At 72.6% G+C, this 18,981-nt stretch carries 17 protein-coding genes; 6 read left to right on the plus strand and 11 right to left on the minus strand.

All coding sequences use genetic code 11. From position 1 onward, the window contains the following. Positions 1 to 23 precede the first annotated feature (23 nt). From ACXJKF_RS04530 to ACXJKF_RS04580, 11 genes are all read right to left on the minus strand, one after another. Positions 24 to 1,874 carry an ABC transporter ATP-binding protein gene (locus ACXJKF_RS04530; protein WP_456786541.1) on the minus strand — a complete coding sequence of 617 codons (1,851 nt, stop codon included), beginning with the start codon at positions 1,872 to 1,874 and terminating at the stop codon, positions 24 to 26. Beyond that, on the minus strand, positions 1,871 to 3,751 hold the full coding sequence (locus ACXJKF_RS04535; RefSeq protein WP_456786542.1) for an ABC transporter ATP-binding protein: 1,881 nt from the start codon (positions 3,749 to 3,751) through the stop codon (positions 1,871 to 1,873). The genes ACXJKF_RS04530 and ACXJKF_RS04535 overlap by 4 nt, the downstream gene beginning before the upstream one ends. A gap of 43 nt (positions 3,752 to 3,794) precedes the next feature. Further along, on the minus strand, positions 3,795 to 4,553 hold the full coding sequence (locus ACXJKF_RS04540; RefSeq protein WP_456786543.1) for an SDR family oxidoreductase: 759 nt from the start codon (positions 4,551 to 4,553) through the stop codon (positions 3,795 to 3,797). A gap of 41 nt (positions 4,554 to 4,594) precedes the next feature. Further along, positions 4,595 to 5,899 carry an aminotransferase class III-fold pyridoxal phosphate-dependent enzyme gene (locus ACXJKF_RS04545; protein WP_456786544.1) on the minus strand — a complete coding sequence of 435 codons (1,305 nt, stop codon included), beginning with the start codon at positions 5,897 to 5,899 and terminating at the stop codon, positions 4,595 to 4,597. Between the two features lie 64 nt (positions 5,900 to 5,963). Then, the gene (locus tag ACXJKF_RS04550; RefSeq protein WP_456786545.1) at positions 5,964 to 7,118 is read right to left on the minus strand and encodes an ABC transporter substrate-binding protein; all 1,155 of its coding nucleotides are present in this window, start codon (positions 7,116 to 7,118) and stop codon (positions 5,964 to 5,966) included. 61 nt (positions 7,119 to 7,179) lie between these two features. After that, the gene (locus tag ACXJKF_RS04555) at positions 7,180 to 7,941 is read right to left on the minus strand and encodes an ABC transporter permease (protein ID WP_456786546.1); all 762 of its coding nucleotides are present in this window, start codon (positions 7,939 to 7,941) and stop codon (positions 7,180 to 7,182) included. After that, the gene (locus ACXJKF_RS04560) at positions 7,938 to 8,732 is read right to left on the minus strand and encodes an ABC transporter ATP-binding protein (RefSeq protein WP_456786547.1); all 795 of its coding nucleotides are present in this window, start codon (positions 8,730 to 8,732) and stop codon (positions 7,938 to 7,940) included. The genes ACXJKF_RS04555 and ACXJKF_RS04560 overlap by 4 nt, the downstream gene beginning before the upstream one ends. Then, on the minus strand, positions 8,729 to 9,664 hold the full coding sequence (locus tag ACXJKF_RS04565) for an ABC transporter permease (protein ID WP_456786548.1): 936 nt from the start codon (positions 9,662 to 9,664) through the stop codon (positions 8,729 to 8,731). The genes ACXJKF_RS04560 and ACXJKF_RS04565 overlap by 4 nt, the downstream gene beginning before the upstream one ends. Next, complete coding sequence (locus ACXJKF_RS04570; protein ID WP_456786549.1) at positions 9,661 to 10,677, minus strand: TIGR03842 family LLM class F420-dependent oxidoreductase; 1,017 nt, start codon at positions 10,675 to 10,677, stop codon at positions 9,661 to 9,663. The genes ACXJKF_RS04565 and ACXJKF_RS04570 overlap by 4 nt, the downstream gene beginning before the upstream one ends. 11 nt (positions 10,678 to 10,688) lie before the next feature. Further along, entirely contained in the window at positions 10,689 to 12,107 is a 1,419-nt protein-coding gene (gene hydA / locus ACXJKF_RS04575) for a dihydropyrimidinase (RefSeq protein ID WP_456786550.1), read from the minus strand. 16 nt (positions 12,108 to 12,123) lie between these two features. After that, positions 12,124 to 12,972 (minus strand): nitrilase-related carbon-nitrogen hydrolase, encoded by an 849-nt coding sequence (locus ACXJKF_RS04580; protein WP_456786551.1) that lies wholly within the window; start codon positions 12,970 to 12,972, stop codon positions 12,124 to 12,126. Positions 12,973 to 13,196: 224 nt separating this feature from the next. On the opposite strand from ACXJKF_RS04580, the gene ACXJKF_RS04585 reads away from it, so the two are divergent. From ACXJKF_RS04585 to cofD, 6 genes are all read left to right on the plus strand, one after another. Further along, positions 13,197 to 14,573 carry an aminotransferase-like domain-containing protein gene (locus tag ACXJKF_RS04585; protein WP_456786552.1) on the plus strand — a complete coding sequence of 459 codons (1,377 nt, stop codon included), beginning with the start codon at positions 13,197 to 13,199 and terminating at the stop codon, positions 14,571 to 14,573. Positions 14,574 to 14,711: 138 nt separating this feature from the next. Next, positions 14,712 to 15,014, plus strand: coding sequence for an HIT family protein (locus ACXJKF_RS04590; protein WP_456786553.1), 303 nt, complete (start codon positions 14,712 to 14,714; stop codon positions 15,012 to 15,014). A 199-nt stretch (positions 15,015 to 15,213) separates the two neighbouring features. Continuing rightward, positions 15,214 to 16,197 carry a putative F420-0 ABC transporter substrate-binding protein gene (locus ACXJKF_RS04595; protein WP_456786554.1) on the plus strand — a complete coding sequence of 328 codons (984 nt, stop codon included), beginning with the start codon at positions 15,214 to 15,216 and terminating at the stop codon, positions 16,195 to 16,197. After that, positions 16,194 to 17,255, plus strand: a complete 1,062-nt coding sequence (locus tag ACXJKF_RS04600) for a putative F420-0 ABC transporter permease subunit (protein ID WP_456786555.1) — start codon at positions 16,194 to 16,196, stop codon at positions 17,253 to 17,255. The genes ACXJKF_RS04595 and ACXJKF_RS04600 overlap by 4 nt, the downstream gene beginning before the upstream one ends. Then, positions 17,246 to 18,016, plus strand: a complete 771-nt coding sequence (locus tag ACXJKF_RS04605; RefSeq protein WP_456786556.1) for a putative F420-0 ABC transporter ATP-binding protein — start codon at positions 17,246 to 17,248, stop codon at positions 18,014 to 18,016. Before ACXJKF_RS04600 ends, ACXJKF_RS04605 begins: the two co-directional genes overlap by 10 nt. Continuing rightward, the gene (gene cofD, locus ACXJKF_RS04610; protein ID WP_456786557.1) at positions 18,013 to 18,969 is read left to right on the plus strand and encodes a 2-phospho-L-lactate transferase; all 957 of its coding nucleotides are present in this window, start codon (positions 18,013 to 18,015) and stop codon (positions 18,967 to 18,969) included. The genes ACXJKF_RS04605 and cofD overlap by 4 nt, the downstream gene beginning before the upstream one ends. Positions 18,970 to 18,981 lie beyond the last annotated feature (12 nt).

The raw sequence follows: 18,981 nt of genomic DNA on the forward strand, positions 1-18,981 counted from the left end.
ATGCCCGTCGGCGGCGTCCGAGGTCAGGTCGTGCGGCGCAGCGAGCGCTGCCAGTCGGTGTGCAGGTCCGCGAACCGGCCGCCGGACGCCACCAGCGCGACGGGCGAGCCGTCCTCGACGATCCGGCCGTCCTCGATGACGAGCACCCGGTCCGACCCCATGACCGTCGAGAGGCGGTGCGCGATGACGACCGACGTGCGGTCGGCGAGCAGCGTCTGCAGCCCCACCTGCACGAGCGCCTCCCCGGGGACGTCGAGCGAGCTCGTCGCCTCGTCGAGGATCAGGAGCGCCGGGTCCGCCAGGAACGCGCGCGCGAACGAGACCAGCTGACGCTGCCCGGCCGAGAGCCGCACCCCGCGCTTGTCCGCCTCGGTGTCGTAGCCGTCGGGCATCGCCGCGATGAGGTCGTGCACCCCGACCGCACGTGCGGCCGCCTCGATCTCCGCGGGCGTGGCCTCCGGCTTGCCGAGCGCGATGTTCGCCCCGAGCGAGCCGGAGAACAGGTACGCCTCCTGGGTCACCATCACGACGGCCCGCCGCAGGTCGACCGGCTCGATCTCGCGCAGGTCGAGGCCGTCGAGACGCACGGCTCCCTCGCGGACGTCGTAGAACCGGGCGAGCAGCTTGGCGATCGTCGACTTGCCCGCCCCCGTCTCCCCGACGAGGGCGATCGACTGCCCGGCGGGGATGTGCAGGTCGACGTGCGGCAGGACGGTCGGCCCGGTGCCGTAGCCGAACTCGACGTCGTCGAACCGGACGTCGCCGCGGGCCCTCACGAGCCGCTGCGGGCGCTCCGGCTCCGGGACGGTCGGCTCCTCGGCCAGCAGCGACGCGAGCTTCTCGAGCGCGGCCGTCGCCGACTGGAAGGAGTTGTAGAACATGCCGATCTGCGCGAGCGGGTTGAAGAACCGTCTTGCGTACAGCACGGCCGCTACCAGCACCCCGACCTCGATGGCACCGTCCAGCGCGCGCAGCCCACCGACCAGCAGCACCGCGGCCACCGTGACGTTCCCGATCAGGGTCAGCCCGGTGTCGAAGACGCCGTTGAGCCGGATCGACGTGGCGTTGGTGTCGCGGTAGTCCTCCGCCAGCTCGCCGTAGACCCCGCGCACCTGGGGCTCCCGGCGGAACGCCTGGACCGCGCGGATGCCGGTCATGGTCTCGACGAACCGCACGATGAGCCGGGCCGCCGCCGTCCGCTGCTTGCGGTACTGCACCTGCGAACGCACCTGGAACCAGCGCGTGAGGATCACGCCCGGTACGACGGCGATGAGGAGCACGAGCCCGCTGCGCCAGTCGAGGAGCACCAGCGAGACCGCGGTGAACACCATCGCCAGCACGCCCGACGCCAGCGTGGTCACGCCCCCGTCGAGGAGCTCCCGCAGCGCGTCCACGTCCGACGTCTGCCGCGAGATGATCCGACCCGACGTGTAGTTCTCGTGGAACTCCAGGCTGAGGCGCTGCGTGTGCCGGAACACCCGCCGGCGCAGGTCCAGCAGCATCGTCTGGCTCACCCGGGCCGACGCCCGGACGGTCGCGGCGGTCAGCAGCCCGCCCAGCAGTGCGGCGGCGAGGTACGCGGCGGTCGCCAGCGTGATCGGTCCGGCGTCGCCGTCCGTGAGCGCCGGGAGCGCCTGGTCGATGCCGTACGCGACGAGGGCGGGTCCGGCGACCGCCGCGAGCTGCGCGCCGACCACCAGCGCGGCCGTCCCCCACGCCGCGCCGGCCACCGGCCGCAGCAGGGAGCGGAGCAGGCCGAGCGACCGGCGCCGGATGCGGCGCGACTCGGCGGTCGTCGCCTCGTCGTCGGACCCCTCGGCGGTCACGGTGCCCGCAGGGCTCGTCGGGCTTGTCGGGTTCGCCGGCGCGGTCACGGTCGCGCCTCCGCGAGCTCGTCCGACCCGGTACCGCCGGCATCATCGGCATCGTCGGCGTCGTCCAGCGCCGACAGCGCGGTGAGCACGTACCGGTAGTGCGGGTGCGTGGACAGCAGGTCGGCGTGCCGGCCGATGCCGGTGATCCGGCCGTCCTCGAGCACCGCGACCCTGTCGGCCAGCGCGACCGTCGAGGGTCGGTGCGCGACGACGAGCGTCGTGGTGCCGGTGAGCATCTCGCGCAGGCGGCCGGTGACCGCGGCCTCCGTGGTGACGTCGAGGGCGGACAGCGGGTCGTCCAGCAGCAGCACCCGCGGCCGGACGGCGATCGCGCGGGCCAGGGCGATCCGCTGCCGCTGACCGCCCGAGAGGCTGAGCCCCTCCTCGCCGATGATCGTGTCGAGCCCGTCGGGCAGCCGGTACGCGAACCCCGCACGGGCGACGTCGAGCGCCTCGGCGACCAGCTCGTCGGCCGCCTGACCGGTCAGGTCGGTGCCGAGCAGCACGTTCTCCCGCACCGACGCCGAGAACAGGATCGGGTCCTCGAACGCGATCGAGACGGCCGCGCGCAGGTCCGCGCGCGTCAGGTCCCGGACGTCGACCCCGTCGATCCGGACGCTGCCCGCGGTGACGTCGTAGAGGCGCGGCACCAGCTGGAGCAGGGTGGTCTTGCCGCTGCCGGTGAGCCCGACCAGCGCCATCGTCTCCCCCGGCTGCAGCACCAGGTCGATCCCGGCGAGGATGTCCGCACCGCCCCGCAGCTCGCCGTCCGCCCCGGCGCTGCGCGGGTGGGCGAAGTGCACGCCGGACAGCTCCACGCGCGAGCCGGCCGGGCCCGCCGCGGGCAGCGCGACCGGCGACGCAGGGTCACGCACGGCCGATCCCGTGTCCATGACCTGCAGGTAGCGGTCGGTCGCGGCCTTCGCGTCGAGCGTCATCGCGAGCAGCATGCCGAGGCGCTCCACCGGGTTGTTGACCACCGCCGCGGTGGCGAAGAACGCGACCAGGGCGCCGACGCTGAGCTCTCCCCGTGAGGTCAGGACGACGCCGAAGCCGAGGGACACCGCGAGGATCGCCTCGGGGATCGCCCCCAGCGCGAACGAGACGCGCGAGAGGGTCTTCGCCTTGTGCACCTCGGTGGTGCGCAGCTCGTCGGCCTGCCGCGCGAAGTCGCCCAGCGCGTCGTCGCCCCGGCCGAACGCCTTGAGCACGCGGATGCCGTGCACGGACTCCTCGACGGTGGTGGCCAGGTCTCCCGCCTGGTCCCGCGCGCGGCGCGCGACCACCTTGTAGTCCTCGCGGAACCGGAAGCCCAGCCAGATCATGGGCACCGCGCCGACGAGGTACACCAGCCCGAGCACCCAGCTGGTCGCGATCATCAGGCCGATGCCGACGACCACCGTCGTGGCGCTGACGAGCATCATCACCAGGCCGAACACGGTCCACCGCCGGATGGTGCCGAGGTCCGACATGATCCGCGACAGCAGCTGGCCGCCCGACCAGCGGTCGTGGAACTCCACCGGCAGGTCGAGCAGGTGCTGGAACAGGTCCGTGCGCATGTCCCGCTCGACGGTGGTGCCCGGCGTGAGGATCAGCGCGCGGCGGCACCAGACCAGGAACGCCTCGAGCACGCCGAGCCCCAGGACGACCAGCGCGCCCAGGACCACCCCGCGCTGCGAGCCCTCCGACAGGAGGGGGCCGTTGACGATCACGCGCAGGACCTGGGGAACCGCCAGCGCGAGCAGGCTCGCCCCGAGGGCCGTCAGCCCGCCGAGCGCGATCCGTGGGAGAGCCGGCCGCGCCCACCGTCGGAGGCGCAGCAGCACCCGGGTGGTGGACTCGGGTGTGGTGGGTCGTGCGGGTGGAGCAGAAGGCACTCCTCCACCCTACGTACGCCCTCTGACAGTTGCCTGGTCGATCTCAGGGGGCGGTCCGCACGATCCGGTTGTTGCTGGCCTGCGCGCGCGGGCGGACCACCAGGAGGTCGATGTTGACGTGCGCCGGCCGGCCGAGCGACCACGCGATCGCGTCGGCGATGTCGTCCGCGACCAGCGGCTCGTACCCCGCGTACACGGCCGCGGCCCGCTCGGCGTCCCCGTCGAACCGCACCATCGAGAACTCCTCGGTGGCCACGGCACCGGGCGCGACCTCGATGATGCGGATCGGCTCGCCGAGGATCTCCCAGCGCAGGGTCGTCGCGAGCATCCGCTCCGCGTGCTTGGCGGCGACGTAGCCGGCGCCGCCCTCGTAGGTGCCGTGCGCCGCCGTCGAGGTCACGACGACGATGTCGCCGCCATGGCCCTCGCGCAGCTGCGGCAGCAGCGCCTGCGTGACGCGCAGGGTGCCCAGGACGTTGAGCTCGTACATCTGCCGCCAGTGGTCCAGGTCGGCGGTCTCGACGGGGTCCAGCCCGAAGGCGCCACCCGCGTTGTTGACCAGCGCGTCGAGCGGGCCGCCCTCGGCCACCTGCGCGGCGAGCCGCACCACGTCGGCGTCGTCCGTCACGTCGGCGACGATCGTGCTCGCGCCGGTCTCGTCGGCCAGCGCGGCCAGCCGGTCCGCGCGACGGGCGGTCGCGACGACGTCCCAGCCCTCCGCCCGCAGGCGGCGGACGGTCGCGGCGCCGATCCCGGAGGACGCCCCCGTCACCAGGGCGCGTCGGGGCGTGCTCGTGCTCATGCGGAACTCCAGGAGTGTGTGGTGGTGGGGCTGGAAGCAGGCTAGGCGACCTCGGCGAGGACCTCGGTCAGCAGTCCGAGACCGGTGGCGGCCTCGTCGGGCGTGACGACGCACGGCGGCACGACGTGCACCCGGTTGTCCGCGAGGAACGGGAGCAGCCCACGAGCCAGGGCGCCCGCCTTGATCCGGCCCATGAGCGCGGCGTCGACGGGCTCGCGCGTGGCCTGGTCCTTGACCAGCTCCACGGCCCAGAACACGCCGAGCCCGCGCACCTCGCCGACCAGCGGGTTGGTCGCGGCCAGCTCCGCCAGCCCGGGACCGAGCACGTCGCGGCCGATCGCGGCCGCGTTCTCGACGATCCCCTCGTCGGCCATCGCGTCGAGCGCGGCGACGATCGACCCCATCGCGAGCGGGTGGCCCGAGTAGGTCAGCCCGCCGGGGAACACGCGGTCGTCGAAGGTCTTCGCGATCGGCTCGCTGAGGATCACGCCACCCGCGGGGACGTACCCGGAGTTGACCCCCTTGGCGAACGTGATGAGGTCCGGGACGACGTCGAACGAGTCGAACGCGAACCACTGCCCGGTCCGGCCGAACCCGGCCATCACCTCGTCGAGGATCAGCAGGATGCCGTACCGGTCGGCGATCGCGCGGACGCCGGCCAGGTAGCCGGGCGGCGGCACGAGCACCCCGGCGGTGCCGGGGATGGTCTCCAGCAGGATGGCGGCGACCGACGACGGCCCCTCCGCCTGGATCACGCGCTCCAGGTGGTGCAGCGCGCGCTCGGTCTCCTGCTCGGGGGTGGTCGCCCAGAACTCCGAGCGGTACAGGTACGGGCCGAAGTGGTGCACGTGCGCACGGGCGTACTCGTTGGGCACCCGCCGCCAGTCCCCCGTCGCCACCACGGCCGCGCCGGTGTTGCCGTGGTACGAGCGGTACGCCGACACCACCTTGTCGCGGCCGGTGTGCAGCCGGGCCATCCGGATGGCGTTCTCGTTGGCGTCGGCCCCGCCGTTGGTGAAGAACACGCTGCTGAACCCGTCGGGGGCGTGACTGAGCACCCGTTCGGCCGCGCGACCGCGCGTGAGGTTCGCCGTCGCGGGCGCGACCGTCGTGAGCGTCGCGGCCTGCTCCTGGATCGCGGCCACCACCCGAGGGTGCTGGTGGCCGATGTTGGTGTTGACCAGCTGGCTGGAGAAGTCCAGGTACCGGCGACCCGCGTGGTCCCACACGGTCGACCCCAGCCCGCCCGCGATGACCAGCGGGTTCAGGTGGGCCTGCGCGGACCACGAGTGGAAGACGTGGTCGCGGTCGAGACGCAGCGCGGTGGCGTCGTCGTCGGTCGTCATGGTGCTTCTCCTTCTGGTGCGAACCCGCGCGCGGGCGTCGTCGCCGACGCCCGCGCGCGACGGATCAGTTGCCGCCGGCCTCGAGTGTGACCTCGATGGGCTCGAAGCCCTCGCCGGACACGTCGACACCCTCGTCCTTCAGCTCGGCCAGGGCCTTCTCGACGTACTCGTTGGTGTACGCCTCGGCGTCGGGCTCGGTCGTGATGACCGTGGCCCCCTGGTCGTTCTTGGTGGTGAGGGCCACGTCGACGGTCTGCGTCCACGCGTCCTCGTCGATCATGCCGATGCCGTCCGGGGACGGCCAGATCAGCTTGTTGATCTCGTTGGTCTGCCACAGCTGGTGGCTGTTGCCCAGCTGCGAGCCCTGGGCCACGACGATGTCCCGCGCCTTCTCCGGGTTGTCGCGTGCGTAGATCCAGCCCTTGAGGCTCGCCTTGATGAACTTGACGGTCGTGTCCTGGTACTCCTCGTCGGACGCGAGCTTCTCCGAGTTCGCCCAGATGGCGTCCTGGAGCATGGCCGTGCCCTCGTCGTTCCAGTTGATCGCCGTGAAGTCGTCGGCCGTGTACAGCTCGCCCGTGTCGGGGTTCTCCGCCTCGAGCAGCTGCGCGTACTCGTTGTAGGTCATGGCCTGGGCCGCGTCGATGTCCCCCGCGAGGAACGCGTTCATGTCGAACTGCTGCTGGACGAGCGTGACGTCGGTGGCGGGGTCGAGGCCCGCCTCCGTCATGCCCGCGAACAGCTCGAACTCGTTGCCGTAGCCCCAGTTCCCGACGGTCTTGCCCTCGAGGTCGGCCGCCGTGGTGATGCCCTTGTCCGCGAACGAGACCTGCAGGGTGCCGGACTTCTGGAAGATCTGCGCGACGTCGGTGATCCCGGCGCCCTGCTCCCGCGACGCGAGCGCCTTGGGCACCCACGCGATCGCGTAGTCGACCGAGCCGTCGGCCAGCACGGACTGCGGGACGATGTCGGTGCCACCCTCGACGATCTGCACGTCGAGACCCTCGTCGACGTAGTAGCCCTGGTCGATCGCCGCGTAGTACCCGGCGAACTGGGCCTGGGTGAACCACTGCAGCTGGAGCTTGACGGGGATCAGCACCTCGGAGCTCATCGAGGGCTCCTCCTCGGCCTCCCCGCCGCTGTCCGAGCTGCATCCCGCCAGGATGAGCGCCGAGGCGACGCCGACCGCGCCCCACGCAGTACGCCGGTTGAGTCTCATGATCAATCCTCTCGTTGGCTGTGCGATGGATCCGGCCTGGCGTCGCTGGCAGGCGGACGTTCTAGCCCCCTTGGCGCCTCGCGACGGCGCGCTCGAGCGCCAGGGTCGCGAGGTAGAACACGAGTCCGAGCAGGATGGCCCCGAGCACGAACGCCCAGGCCCGCGCGTAGGCGCTGTTCGAGGCGGCCGACGTGATGCGCGAGCCGAGGCCGTTCTGCAGCCCGCCGAAGTACTCGGCGACGATCGCGGCGATCACGGCCGTCGACGACGCGATCCGCAGCCCGGTGAACAGGTACGGCAGCGCGCCCGGGATCGTCACCGTGCGCGTGATCTGGCGGGGCGTCGCCGCGTACGCCTTGAGCAGGTCACGGTGCACCGGGTGCACCTGCCGCAGCCCGCGGAGCATGTTCACGAACACGGGGGCGAACACGACGACGGACACGACGAGCCGCCGCGGGGTGGTCGACGTGGTGCCGAACATCGTGTTCAGCGCAGGCGCGAGCGCGACGATCGGCATGACCGACAGGGCCGCCGCCGTCGGCGACAGGAGCGTGTCCGCCATCCGGCTGCGTGCCGCGACGATCGCGGCGCCGACGGCCACCACGCTGCCGACCACGAGCCCGACCAGCACGTTCATGCCGGTGGCCAGCGCGGCGGACCAGACCAGCGGCAGGACGAGCAGGAGCTGTTCGACGATCGCCGTCGGGCTGGGCAGCAGGTACGGCTTGATGCCCGCCCCCACGACGAACGCCTGCCAGAGCAGCAGCGCGACGACACCCAGCAGGATCGGGGCGACCCAGCGGCGGACGGCGGCGGCGCTCATCGCAGATCCACGCCGCGCACGGCGACCGGGGTGCCGTGCAGCGCCTCGCGGACCGCGGTGACGGCCGCGAAGAACGACGCGTCCTCCCGGAGCCCCTCCCCGCGCACGTCGCCGAGCGTGATGGGCACCACGGCGCTGATCCGCCCCGGCCGCGGCGACATCACGACCACCCGTTGCGACAGGAACACGGCCTCGGGGATCGAGTGGGTGACGAACACGACCGCCGCACCGCTCTCCGCGCAGATCCGTACCAGCTCGGTCTGCATCCGCTCCCGGGTCATCTCGTCCAGCGCGCCGAACGGCTCGTCCATGAGCAGCAGGCTGGGCCGCTCCGCGAGCGACCGTGCGATCGCGACGCGCTGCTGCATGCCGCCGGAGAGCTGGTGCGGGAAGTGACCGGCGAACTCGTCGAGCCCCACGAGCGACAGCAGCTCCTTGGCTCGCCCGGCCCGCTCGGCCTTGCCCACGCCGTGCAGCTCCAGCGGCAGCTCGACGTTCGCTGTCACGGTCCGCCACGGCAGCAGACCGGCCTGCTGGAACGCGATGCCGTAGTCCTGCGCCTCGCGGGCCTGCTGCGGGGTCTTCCCGAACACCGTGAGCTCGCCGGTGGTGGGGGTGTCGAGGTCCGCGACCAGGCGCAGGAGCGTCGACTTCCCGCAGCCCGACGGGCCGATGAGCGAGACGAACTCGCCGGCGGCGACGGACAGGTCGATGTCCTCCAGCGCACTCACGTCCCCCGAGCGCGACGAGAAGACCTTCCCGACGCCACGGGCGTCCACGGCGTTCGTCATCTGACCTCCGCATAGCGGTAGCGGCCCAGGCCGAGCCCGAGCAGGGACACCAGGCCGGCGGCGACCAGCCCGAGCAGCGCGGCCGCGATGATCGCGGCCCACGGCTTGGCGGGGTCGCCGCTCGCGGACTGGGCGTAGCTGATGATCAGGCGGCCGATGCCGCCCTTCGTGCCCGTCGACACCTCCGCGACGATCGCGCCGACCACCGCGGTCGCCGCCCCGAGCCGCAGCGCGGGCAGCAGGTACGGGACGCTCGCGGGCAGCCGCAGCGACAGCATCGTGCGGTTCCAGCTGGCGGCCTGCGCCCGGAACAGCTCGACCTGCGCCGAGGGTGGCGACTGGAACCCGCGCAGCGCGCCGATGGTCACCGGGAAGAACGCCAGGTAGCTCGCGATGAGCGCCACCGACATCCACCGCTGCCACTCGAACGTCCCGATGTGGATCCGCCCGCCCCACCCGACGACGAGCGGCGCGAGCGCGATGAGCGGCACCGTCTGGCTGAGCACCACCCACGGCACCAGCGCGGACTCCGCCAGCTGCCAGCGCTGCATCAGCGCCGCGAGCAGCAGACCGCCGATCGACCCGACCAGCCAGCCCGCGAGCGCGACCCGCAGCGTGAACCAGCACGCCGAGAGCATCGCGCTCAGCACCGTCGGCGAGCCCGTGGCCGACGTCTCCGGCTGGAGCACCCGGTCGACGACGGTCCACACGTGCGGCATCGCGAGGTCGTCGGTGCGCGGCAGCACGCTCGCCTCGCCGAGGTGCCCGCCCGCGTCGGGAACGACGACCTTGACCAGCTCCCACAGCGCAGCGAGCAGGAGGACCGCGAGCACCCCGACGAGGATCCGTCGGCCCACCGTCGACCGCTCGCGCGGCGGGACGGGCACCGGCGCGGTGCGCTCCGGCGCGAGCGTGGTGGCCAGATCGGTCATGCGATGGCCACGACCGGGGTCGCCAGCGCGGGGATGACGTGCTCGCCGTAGACGCGCATCGTCTCCTCCTTGTTGTCGTGCTGGAGGTAGCCCGCGAACTGCGTGACGCCGAGGTCGCGCAGGGCCTCGAGCCGTTCGACGTGCTCGGCAGCGGAGCCCATGATGCAGAACCGCTCGACGATCTCGTCCGGCACGAACGCCGCGTGGGTGTTCCCGGCCCGGCCGTGCTCGTTGTAGTCGTAGCCCTGGCGGCCGGCGATGTAGTCGGTGAGGGCCTTCGGCACGGGTGAGTCGGCGCCGTACCGGGCGACGATGTCGGCCACGTGGTTGCCGACCATGCCGCCGAACCAGCGGCACTGCTCGCGCATGTGCTCCCGGTCGTCCCCGATGTACATGGGCGCCGCCACACAGAACTTCACCGCGTCGGGGTCCCTGCCAGCCTGCTCGGCCGCGTCCCGCACCACCTTGATCGTCCACGCCGCGATGTCCGGGTCCGCCAGCTGCAGGATGAACCCGTCGCCCACCTCGCCGGTCAGCTTGAGCGCCAGCGGGCCGTACGCGGCGACCCAGATGTCGAGGGTCGACCCGCGCGACCACGGGAAGTGCACCTTGGCCCCGTTGACCTCGACGGACCGGTCGTTGGCCAGCTCACGGATGACGTGCACCGACTCGCGCAGGGTCGCCAGGTTCGACGGCCGCCCGTGCAGCGTCCGGACGGCCGAGTCGCCGCGCCCGATCCCGCAGATGGTGCGGTTGCCGTACATCTCGTTGAGCGTGGCGAACAGCGACGCGATCACCGTCCAGTCCCGCGTCGCCGGGTTGGTCACCATGGGCCCGACCATCACCTTGCGGGTGGCCGCGAGGATCGCCGAGTAGATGACGAACGGCTCCTGCCACAGCAGGTGCGAGTCGAACGTCCACACGTGGCTGAACCCGTGCGTCTCCGCCAGGCGGGCCAGCTCGACCGTGCGCGAGGCGGGCGGGTTCGTCTGCAGGACGACGCCGAAGTCCATGGGGTGCCCTTCTACAGGAGGTACTGGGACAGGCCGCGCGGCACGTACTTCCCGTGCCCGGCGCGTCCGCGGTAGCCGGTCTCGTCCACCACGACGGTCCCCCGCGAGAGGACGACGTCGACGTGGCCGTCGATCTCGTACCCCTCCCACGCCGAGTGGTCCATGTTCATGTGGTGCGTCTTGCCCACGCCGATCGACGTGTGGCCGGCCGGGTCGTAGATCACGACGTCGGCGTCGGCCCCGGGCGCGATCACGCCCTTCTTCCCGTACAGCCCGAACATCCGCGCCGGCGTCGTCGAGGTGAGCTCCACCCACCGCTCCAGCGTGATCTGCCCGGTCACGACTCCCTGGTACATGAGGTCCATGCGGTGCTCGATGGACCCGATCCCGTTCGGGATGGCCCGGAAGTCGCCGACGCCCAGGTCCTTCTGGCCCTTCATGCAGAAGGGGCAGTGGTCGGTGGACACCATCTGCAGGTCGTTGGTCCGCAGCGCCTGCCACATGTGCTCCTGGTGCCCCTCGGCACGCGAGCGCAGCGGGGTCGAGCACACCCACTTGGCACCCTCGAAGCCCGGCGCCCCGAGCTGTTCCTCGAGGCTGAGGTACAGGTACTGCGGACAGGTCTCCCCGAACACGTTCTTGCCGTTGTCCCGGGCCCACGCCAGCTGCGCGACAGCCTGCTTGGCGCTCACGTGCACCACGTACAGCGGGGCGTTCGTGACGTCGGCCAGCATGATCGCCCGGTGCGTGGCCTCTTCCTCGAGCTGCCAGGCGCGCGCGATGCCGTGGAAGTACGGGTCGGTCTTGCCCTGCGCGACGAGCTGCGCGGCGAGCACGTCGATCGCCGGGCCGTTCTCCGCGTGCATCATCGTGAGCAGCCCGAGGTCGGCGGCCTTCTGCATCGCCCGCAGGATCTGCGCGTCGTCCGAGTAGAAGACCCCCGGGTAGGCCATGAACAGCTTGTAGCTGGTCACGCCCTCCGCGACGAGCCCCTCCATCGCCTTGAGCGAGTCCTCGTCGACGCCGCCGACGATCTGGTGGAACCCGTAGTCGATCGCGCAGTTCCCCGCCGCCTTGTCGTGCCAGGCGCCGAGGCCGTCCATGACCCGCTCGCCGGTCCGCTGCACGGCGAAGTCGATGATCGTCGTCGTCCCGCCCCACGCGGCTGCGCGGGTGCCCGTCTCGAACGTGTCGGACGCGTTGGTGCCGCCGAACGGCAGCTCCATGTGGGTGTGCGCGTCGATGCCACCCGGGATGACGTACTTGCCGGTCGCGTCGATGACCTGGTCGACGCTCGCCGCGAGGTCGTGGCCGAGCAGCGTCGAGCCCGGGCTGAGCACCGCGGCGACGGTCTCGCCGTCGATGAGCACGTCGGCGGCCGTCCGCCCGGTCGCGCTGACCAGGGTGCCGCCGGTGATGAGCGTCGTCATGACAGTGCCCCCTCGCTCACGGAGCCACGATCGGGCCGTAGGCGTCCGGCCTGCGGTCCCGGAAGAACTGCCACCGCTCGCGCACGACGCGGATCTGGTCGAGGTCCAGGTCGCGGACGATCAGCTGGTTCTCGCTCGACGAGCCGACCTCGCCGACGTAGTTGCCGTCCGGACCGACCGCGTACGACGAGCCGTAGAAGTTGACGGCCTCGTCGCCATACTCGTTGTCCTCGAGCCCCACGCGGTTGTTGGCGACGACGAAGTAGCCGTTGGCGACCGCGGCAGCTGGCTGCTCGATCTCCCAGAGCTTGTTCGAGATGCCGGGCGCCGTGGCGTTCGGGTTGAACACGATCTGCGCGCCGTTGAGGGCCAGCACCCGCCACCCCTCCGGGAAGTGCCGGTCGTAGCAGATGTTCACACCGATCGTCCCGACCGCCGTCTCGAACACCGGGTACCCGAGGTTGCCGGGGCGGAAGTAGAACTTCTCCCAGAACTTCGGCAGGTTCGGGATGTGGTGCTTGCGGTACTTGCCCAGGTAGCTGCCGTCGGAGTCGATCACCGCGGCCGTGTTGTAGAGGACGCCCGGCTGCTCCTCCTCGTACACGGGGAGCACCATGACGATGCCGAGCTCCTTGGCCAGCGCCGCGAACCGCTCCGTCGTCGGCCCCGGCACGGACTCCGCGTAGTCGTAGTAGGCGGTGTCCTGCGTGATCCCGAAGTACGGGCCGTAGAACAGCTCCTGGAACGCGATGATCTGGGCGCCCTGCGAGGCGGCCTCACGGGTCCACTCCTCGTGGAGCGCGATCATCGACTCCTTGTCGCCCGTCCAGGTGGCCTGGGTGAACGCGACGCGTACGACGGTCATAGGGCTCCTCCGTTCGTCTCATCTCGACCGGCCTCGGAGCCCTACGCGGCGCCTGAGTGCCCGTTCTTGGCACCGTAGCCTGGAATGTGACTGTCCGGGTTGAACATTTCTGCGCTGTTACTGACGAGTACCCGGACGCGAACATCGGCGACGCCCACGTAAACATCTGAGCCGTCTCCCGGGCGGCCTCCGCGGTGCCGCTCGCGGCGTGCATCCTGACCCGCATGGACCTCGCCTCCCACGTCGACGACCGCAGCCCTCGCGGCATCGCAGCGACCGTGGCGCGTCTCGTCCGCGGCGGTGACCTGCGGCCCGGCGACCGGCTCCCGACCGTCCGCACCCTGGCCGCCGACCTGGGCGTCAGCCCCGCGACGGTCAGCGGTGCGTGGCAGGCGCTCTCGGCCGTCGGCATCGTGATCTCCCGCGGTCGCGCCGGGACCGTCGTGCTGCCCCCGCCCGCCAGCTGGCTCCCGCCTCGCTACCGCGACCTCGCCGGGGGCGCACCCGCCCGCCTCGACCTCTCGACCGGCACCCCCGACCCCGAGCTCCTGCCCCTGATCGGTCCGGCCCTGTCCCGCGTCGCGCTCCAACGCCCGGCAGCCGACACCGGCGCCTACGTCACCTCTCCCGTCGTCCCCGCTCTCGAGGTGCTCCTGCGGGACTCGTGGCCGTTCGCCCCGCAGCGGATCACCGTCGTCGACGGAGCCCTCGACGCCATCAGCCGCACGCTGGAGCGCGTCGCCGGCTACGGCTCCCGCGTCGCCGTCGAGGACCCAGGCTTCCCTCCGCTGTTCGACCTCCTGGACCAGCTCGGGCTCGAACGTGTCCCGGTGACGCTCGACCGCCACGGCATGCAGCCCGACGCGCTCGACCGGGCGCTCGACGCCGGGGCGGGGGTCGTCGTCCTGCAGCCCCGCGCCCACAACCCGACCGGCGTCAGCATGACCTCCACCCGCGCCCGCGAGCTCGCCGCCGTCCTGCGCCGGCACGACGCCCTCGTCGTCGAGGACGACCACTCGGGCGAGATCGCCTCGGCTCGCGACGTCAGTCTCGGGTCGCTCCTGCCCGACCGTGTGGTGCACGTCCGGTCGTACTCGAAGTCCCACGGCCCCGACCTGCGCATCGCCGCCGTCGGCGGACCCGCCTCCGTGCTCGACGCGCTGGTCGCCCGCCGCATGCTCGGACCCGGCTGGACCAGCCGCCTCCTGCAGCACGTCCTGGTCGACCTCCTCACCGACAGCAGCGCCATCGAGGCCGTCGCCCACGCCCGCCGCGTCTACTACGCCCGCCGCCGGGCCCTCCGCGACGCGCTCGCCACGCACGGCGTCACGATCGACCCCGGCGACGGCATCAACGTCTGGCTCCCGGTCCACGACGAACGCACCGCCCTGGTCCGCCTCGAGGCCGCCGGCATCCGCGTCGCCCCGGGCACGCCGTTCTCCGCCTCCGACGGGCCACCGTCGGCCGTCGACGACCCCGAGCGTGAGGCAGAGTCCACGAGCGCGGGACCACCCGGGGACCACGTCCGCGTCACGGTCGGGCTGATCGGCGCCGAGGTGGAGGACGTCGCCCGGGCCCTGGCCCTCGCCGCGGCACCCTGACCGTCGCGCCCCTGGCCTGAGCGGGATCCGGAACCTCCCCGAGCCCCGGATCACCGCCCATGCCCTTGTCGAACATGTGTTCGATGCTAGGTCATCGGGCCCGCCACGACAAGACCTCCGGGAGCGTGAGCAGCCGTCGTGTCGCTCCCGAAGGCGCACCTGCCGACCCTGGCGGACCTGGACGACGACGTCGCGGCCGAGATGTTCGCGGTCGCCCGGGCGGTCTCCGGGGCGCTGCGGAGGTCGCCGCTGCCGAGCGAGGGGATCAACCTCTTCTACGCCGACGGCGAGGCCGCCTTCCAGGAGGTCTTCCACGCGCACCTGCACGTGTTCCCCCGCTCCGCCGGCGACGGCTTCCGGATCAGCGCACGCTGGGGATCGAACCCGGCGCGGTCGGAGCTCGACAGCAACGCGGAGGCGATCCGCGCAGAGCTGCGCTGACCTGCACGCCCGGACGCGGCCCACTTGCCGACACACCACCCACCAGGCCTACTCTGTGCGCGGAACCCGACCAGCTCTGGTCGGGTCGTGCCGCCCGGACGTGGGCGGCCCTCCGGAGGTGCGACGTGCACCCCACCCCCGCGCGCGAGCGACGTGCCCGCGCGCCCCGCACCGCAGAGCCCCCGGAGCCCCCGTCCCGATGCCCAGGATCCGTCCCGTCCTCCTCACCGCCGTCGCCGCGCTGGCGCTCACGGCGTGCGCCGCCCAGAGCACCCCGGAGTCGGCGCCGACGCAGACCGCGAGCGCCACGTTCGCCCCCGTCACCCTCGACAACTGCGGGACCGAGGTCACGATCACCGCGCCGCCGACGAAGGTCGTGACCATCAAGTCGACCGCCACGGAGATGCTCCTGGCGCTGGGTCTGCAGGACGCGCTGATCGGCACGGCGTTCGCGGACGGCCCGGTCCCCGCGGAGTACGAGGCTGCCTACGCCGACGTCCCGGTCGTCTCGGACAAGGTGCCCGGGCAGGAGGCGCTGCTCGGGCTGGAGCCGGACTTCGTCTACGGCGGCTGGGAGTCCAACTTCTCGGCGGACGGCGCCGGCGACCGCGCGGCGCTGCAGGACCTCGGGATCGCCACCTACGTCTCCCCCGCCGCGTGCAAGGAGGAGGGCTACATGCCCGATCCCCTGACGTTCGACGAGGTCGCGGACGAGATCCGCGAGGTCGCCGCGATCTTCGGGGTGCCGGAGCGGGCCGACGCGCTGGTCGCGGAGCAGGAGGCCACGCTGGAGGCCGTGCAGAAGCCGGACACCGAGACGACCGCCCTCTGGTACAGCTCGGGCACGGACGCCCCGTACGTCGGGGCGGGCATCGGTGCCCCGCAGATGATCATGGACGCGGCGGGGCTGACGAACATCTTCGCGGACGTGCACGACACCTGGACGTCGACCGGCTGGGAGCAGGTCGTCGCGGCGGACCCGGACGTCATCGTGCTCGTCGACGCGGCCTGGAACACCGCGGAGAAGAAGATCGGTCTGCTCGAGGCCAACCCGGCGACGAACCAGCTCACGGCCGTCCAGGACAAGCGGTACGTCGTTGTCCCGTTCGCGGCGGGCGAGGCGGGGGTCCGGAACGCGGACGCGGTGGCCACCATCGCCGACCAGCTCGCCGACCTGGGGTGAACGGACCTGAGCCGACCCGTCCGGCCAGCCGAGCCGGCGTCCGTGCCCGCACGCCACTGACCGTCCTGGTCCTCGCCGGGCTGGCGGCGCTCGTCGTGACGGTCCTGGTCACGGTCACCATCGGCCCGGCGGACCTCGGGGTCGCGGAGGTCGCCCGCAGCATCGCGGGCCACCTCGGGCTGCCGGTCGAGGCGGTGCCGCGGCTGCACGACGCGATCGTGTGGGACCTGCGCCTCCCCCGCGTGCTGACGGCAGCGGCCGTGGGTGCCGGGCTCGCGCTGGCCGGTGCGGTCATGCAGAGCCTGACCCGCAACCCGCTCGCCGACCCGTACCTGCTCGGCCTCTCCTCGGGCGCGTCGCTCGGGGCGGTCGCCGTGCTCGTCGTCGGCGTGAGCCTGCTGCTGCCGGTCGCGGCGTTCGCCGGTGCGCTCCTGGCCCTCGTCGCGACCCTCGCGCTCGCCCGCTCGGGGAGCACCCTGTCCCCGGGGCGCACGGTCCTGGCCGGGCTCGCGGTGTCCCAGATGGCCGCCGCGGGGACCAGCTTCGTCATCTTCTGGAGCTCCACGGGCGACTCCTACCGGGAGATCCTCAACTGGCTCCTCGGCTCCCTGGCGGGCGCGACGTGGGCGTCGGTCGCGATCGCGGGCATAGCCGTCGTCGTGGTCGGCAGCGTCCTGGTGCTCAGCGCGACCCGGCTGGACGCGTTCGCGTTCGGGGACACGTCGGCGGCGGCCCTGGGCATCGACGTCGACCGCACGCGCTGGACCCTGATGACGGTCGTCGCGCTGCTCACGGGCGCGATGGTCGCGGTCAGCGGCGCGATCGGGTTCGTCGGCCTGATCCTTCCGCACGCGGTGTCGTCGCTGACCGGTCCCGCGCACCGCCGCCTGCTGCCCGTCGCGGCCCTGAGCGGTGCGGTGTTCCTGATCTGGGCGGACACGCTCGCCCGCACGGTGTTCGACCCGCGCGAGCTCCCCGTCGGCATCGTCACCGCGCTCATCGGCGTCCCCGTCTTCGCCTACCTGCTGCGCCGCGGGAAGGGGTCGGCATGGACCTGACCCTCGACGGCGTCGGCACCCGGCTCGGCGGGCGCTGGGTGGTGGACGGCATCGACGCGACCCCACCGACCGGGCACCTCACCGGGCTCCTCGGCCCGAACGGCGCCGGCAAGACCACCCTCCTGCGCCTCATCGCCGGGCTCCTGCCGGCGGAGAAGGGCGCGGTGCTCGTCGAGGACGCGCCCGTGCACGAGCTGCCCCGCAAGGCACGCGCGCGTCGGATCGCACTGCTCGAGCAGGAGTCGACGAGCAGCGTCCCGCTGACGGTCCGCGAGGTGGTCTCGCTGGGCCGGATCCCGTACCGGAGCCTGTGGGGCACGGACCCGGACGACGCCGCCGTGGACCGCGCGCTGGTCAGCGCGCGGGCCGACCACCTGGCCGAGCGCCCCTGGTTCTCGCTGTCCGGGGGCGAGCGGCAGCGCGTGCAGATCGCCCGTGCGCTGGCCCAGGAGCCCGAGCTCCTGCTCCTCGACGAGCCCACCAACCACCTCGACGTCAGCGCGCAGCTGAGCCTGCTGGCGTTCGTGCGGGACCTCGGCACGACGACCGTCGCCGCCCTGCACGACCTCAACCTCGCGGCCGCGTTCTGCGAGCACGTGCTCGTCCTGGCCGACGGGCACCTCGCCGCGGCGGGCCACCCGCGCGAGGTGCTGACCCCGGCCCTGCTGCGGCAGGTCTACGGCGTCGAGGCCGACGTCCTGGAGCACCCGCGGACCGGCCGACCGGTCATCGCCTTCCACGAACCGACGGGGTCCGTATGAACATCACCGTCCTGTCCGGCGGCGTCGGCGGCGCCCGCTTCACCCGCGGCCTGCTGCACCTGGTGGGCGACGACGCCCGCGTCACCGTGATCGCCAACACCGGCGACGACATGTGGCTGCACGGGGTACGCGTCTGCCCCGACCTCGACACCCTCCTGTACACGCTCGGCGGCGCGGTGCACGAGGAGCAGGGCTGGGGGCGTCGCGACGAGAGCCGGCGGACCAGCGACGACCTCGCCGCGTACGGCCTCGGGTGGGAGTGGTTCACGCTCGGTGACCTGGACCTGGCGACGCACCTGGCCCGGACGGCACTGCTCCGCGACGGGCTCCCGCTGTCGCGCGTCACCGCCCGCCTGGCCGAGCGGTGGGCGCCGGGCGTGACGCTCCTGCCGATGACGGACGACGAGGTCGAGACGCACGTGGTCACCGCCGACGGTCAGGAGCTCCACTTCGAGGAGTGGTGGGTCCGGCACCGGGCTGCGCTCCCCGCGACGCGCTTCGTGCAGACGAACCTGGCGTCGGCGACGCCCGCACCCGGTGTCCTGGCCGCGATCGCCGACGCCGACGTGGTCGTCGTGCCGCCGTCCAACCCGGTGGTCTCCGTCGGGACGATCCTCGCGATCCCCGGCGTCCGCGACGCGCTGCGCACGACCGCGGCCCCGGTGGTCGGCATCAGCCCGGTGGTCGGCGGGGCGCCGGTGCGCGGGATGGCCGACGCGTGCCTGACCGCGATCGGCGTCGAGACGAGCGCGGTCGCGGTGGCACGGCACTACGGCCGGCGGCCCGACGGTGTGCTCGACGCGTGGCTCGTCGACGACCGGGACGCCGACGCGGCCACCGCGCTGCGGTCCGAGGGCTGGACCGCGAGCTCGGCGAACACGCTCATGACCGACGTGCCGACGACCGCCCGCATCGCCGCGGACGCGCTCGCCCTGGTCGGCGCGCTGCCCTGACCGAACCAGCCG

The sequence above is a fragment of the Cellulomonas sp. P5_C5 genome (genome assembly GCF_054049655.1).

Excerpts from the sequence above, each read along its gene's own strand:
- ACXJKF_RS04540 (WP_456786543.1), bottom strand. The coding sequence starts at position 4,553 with ATGAGCACGAGCACGCCCCGACGCGCCCTGGTGACGGGGGCGTCCTCC.
- ACXJKF_RS04545 (WP_456786544.1), bottom strand. The coding sequence starts at position 5,899 with ATGACGACCGACGACGACGCCACCGCGCTGCGTCTCGACCGCGACCAC.
- ACXJKF_RS04550 (WP_456786545.1), bottom strand. The coding sequence starts at position 7,118 with ATGAGACTCAACCGGCGTACTGCGTGGGGCGCGGTCGGCGTCGCCTCG.
- ACXJKF_RS04555 (WP_456786546.1), bottom strand. The coding sequence starts at position 7,941 with ATGAGCGCCGCCGCCGTCCGCCGCTGGGTCGCCCCGATCCTGCTGGGT.
- ACXJKF_RS04560 (WP_456786547.1), bottom strand. The coding sequence starts at position 8,732 with ATGACGAACGCCGTGGACGCCCGTGGCGTCGGGAAGGTCTTCTCGTCG.
- ACXJKF_RS04565 (WP_456786548.1), bottom strand. The coding sequence starts at position 9,664 with ATGACCGATCTGGCCACCACGCTCGCGCCGGAGCGCACCGCGCCGGTG.
- ACXJKF_RS04570 (WP_456786549.1), bottom strand. The coding sequence starts at position 10,677 with ATGGACTTCGGCGTCGTCCTGCAGACGAACCCGCCCGCCTCGCGCACG.
- hydA (WP_456786550.1), bottom strand. The coding sequence starts at position 12,107 with ATGACGACGCTCATCACCGGCGGCACCCTGGTCAGCGCGACCGGGCGG.
- ACXJKF_RS04580 (WP_456786551.1), bottom strand. The coding sequence starts at position 12,972 with ATGACCGTCGTACGCGTCGCGTTCACCCAGGCCACCTGGACGGGCGAC.
- ACXJKF_RS04585 (WP_456786552.1), top strand. The coding sequence starts at position 13,197 with ATGGACCTCGCCTCCCACGTCGACGACCGCAGCCCTCGCGGCATCGCA.
- ACXJKF_RS04595 (WP_456786554.1), top strand. The coding sequence starts at position 15,214 with ATGCCCAGGATCCGTCCCGTCCTCCTCACCGCCGTCGCCGCGCTGGCG.
- ACXJKF_RS04605 (WP_456786556.1), top strand. The coding sequence starts at position 17,246 with ATGGACCTGACCCTCGACGGCGTCGGCACCCGGCTCGGCGGGCGCTGG.
- cofD (WP_456786557.1), top strand. The coding sequence starts at position 18,013 with ATGAACATCACCGTCCTGTCCGGCGGCGTCGGCGGCGCCCGCTTCACC.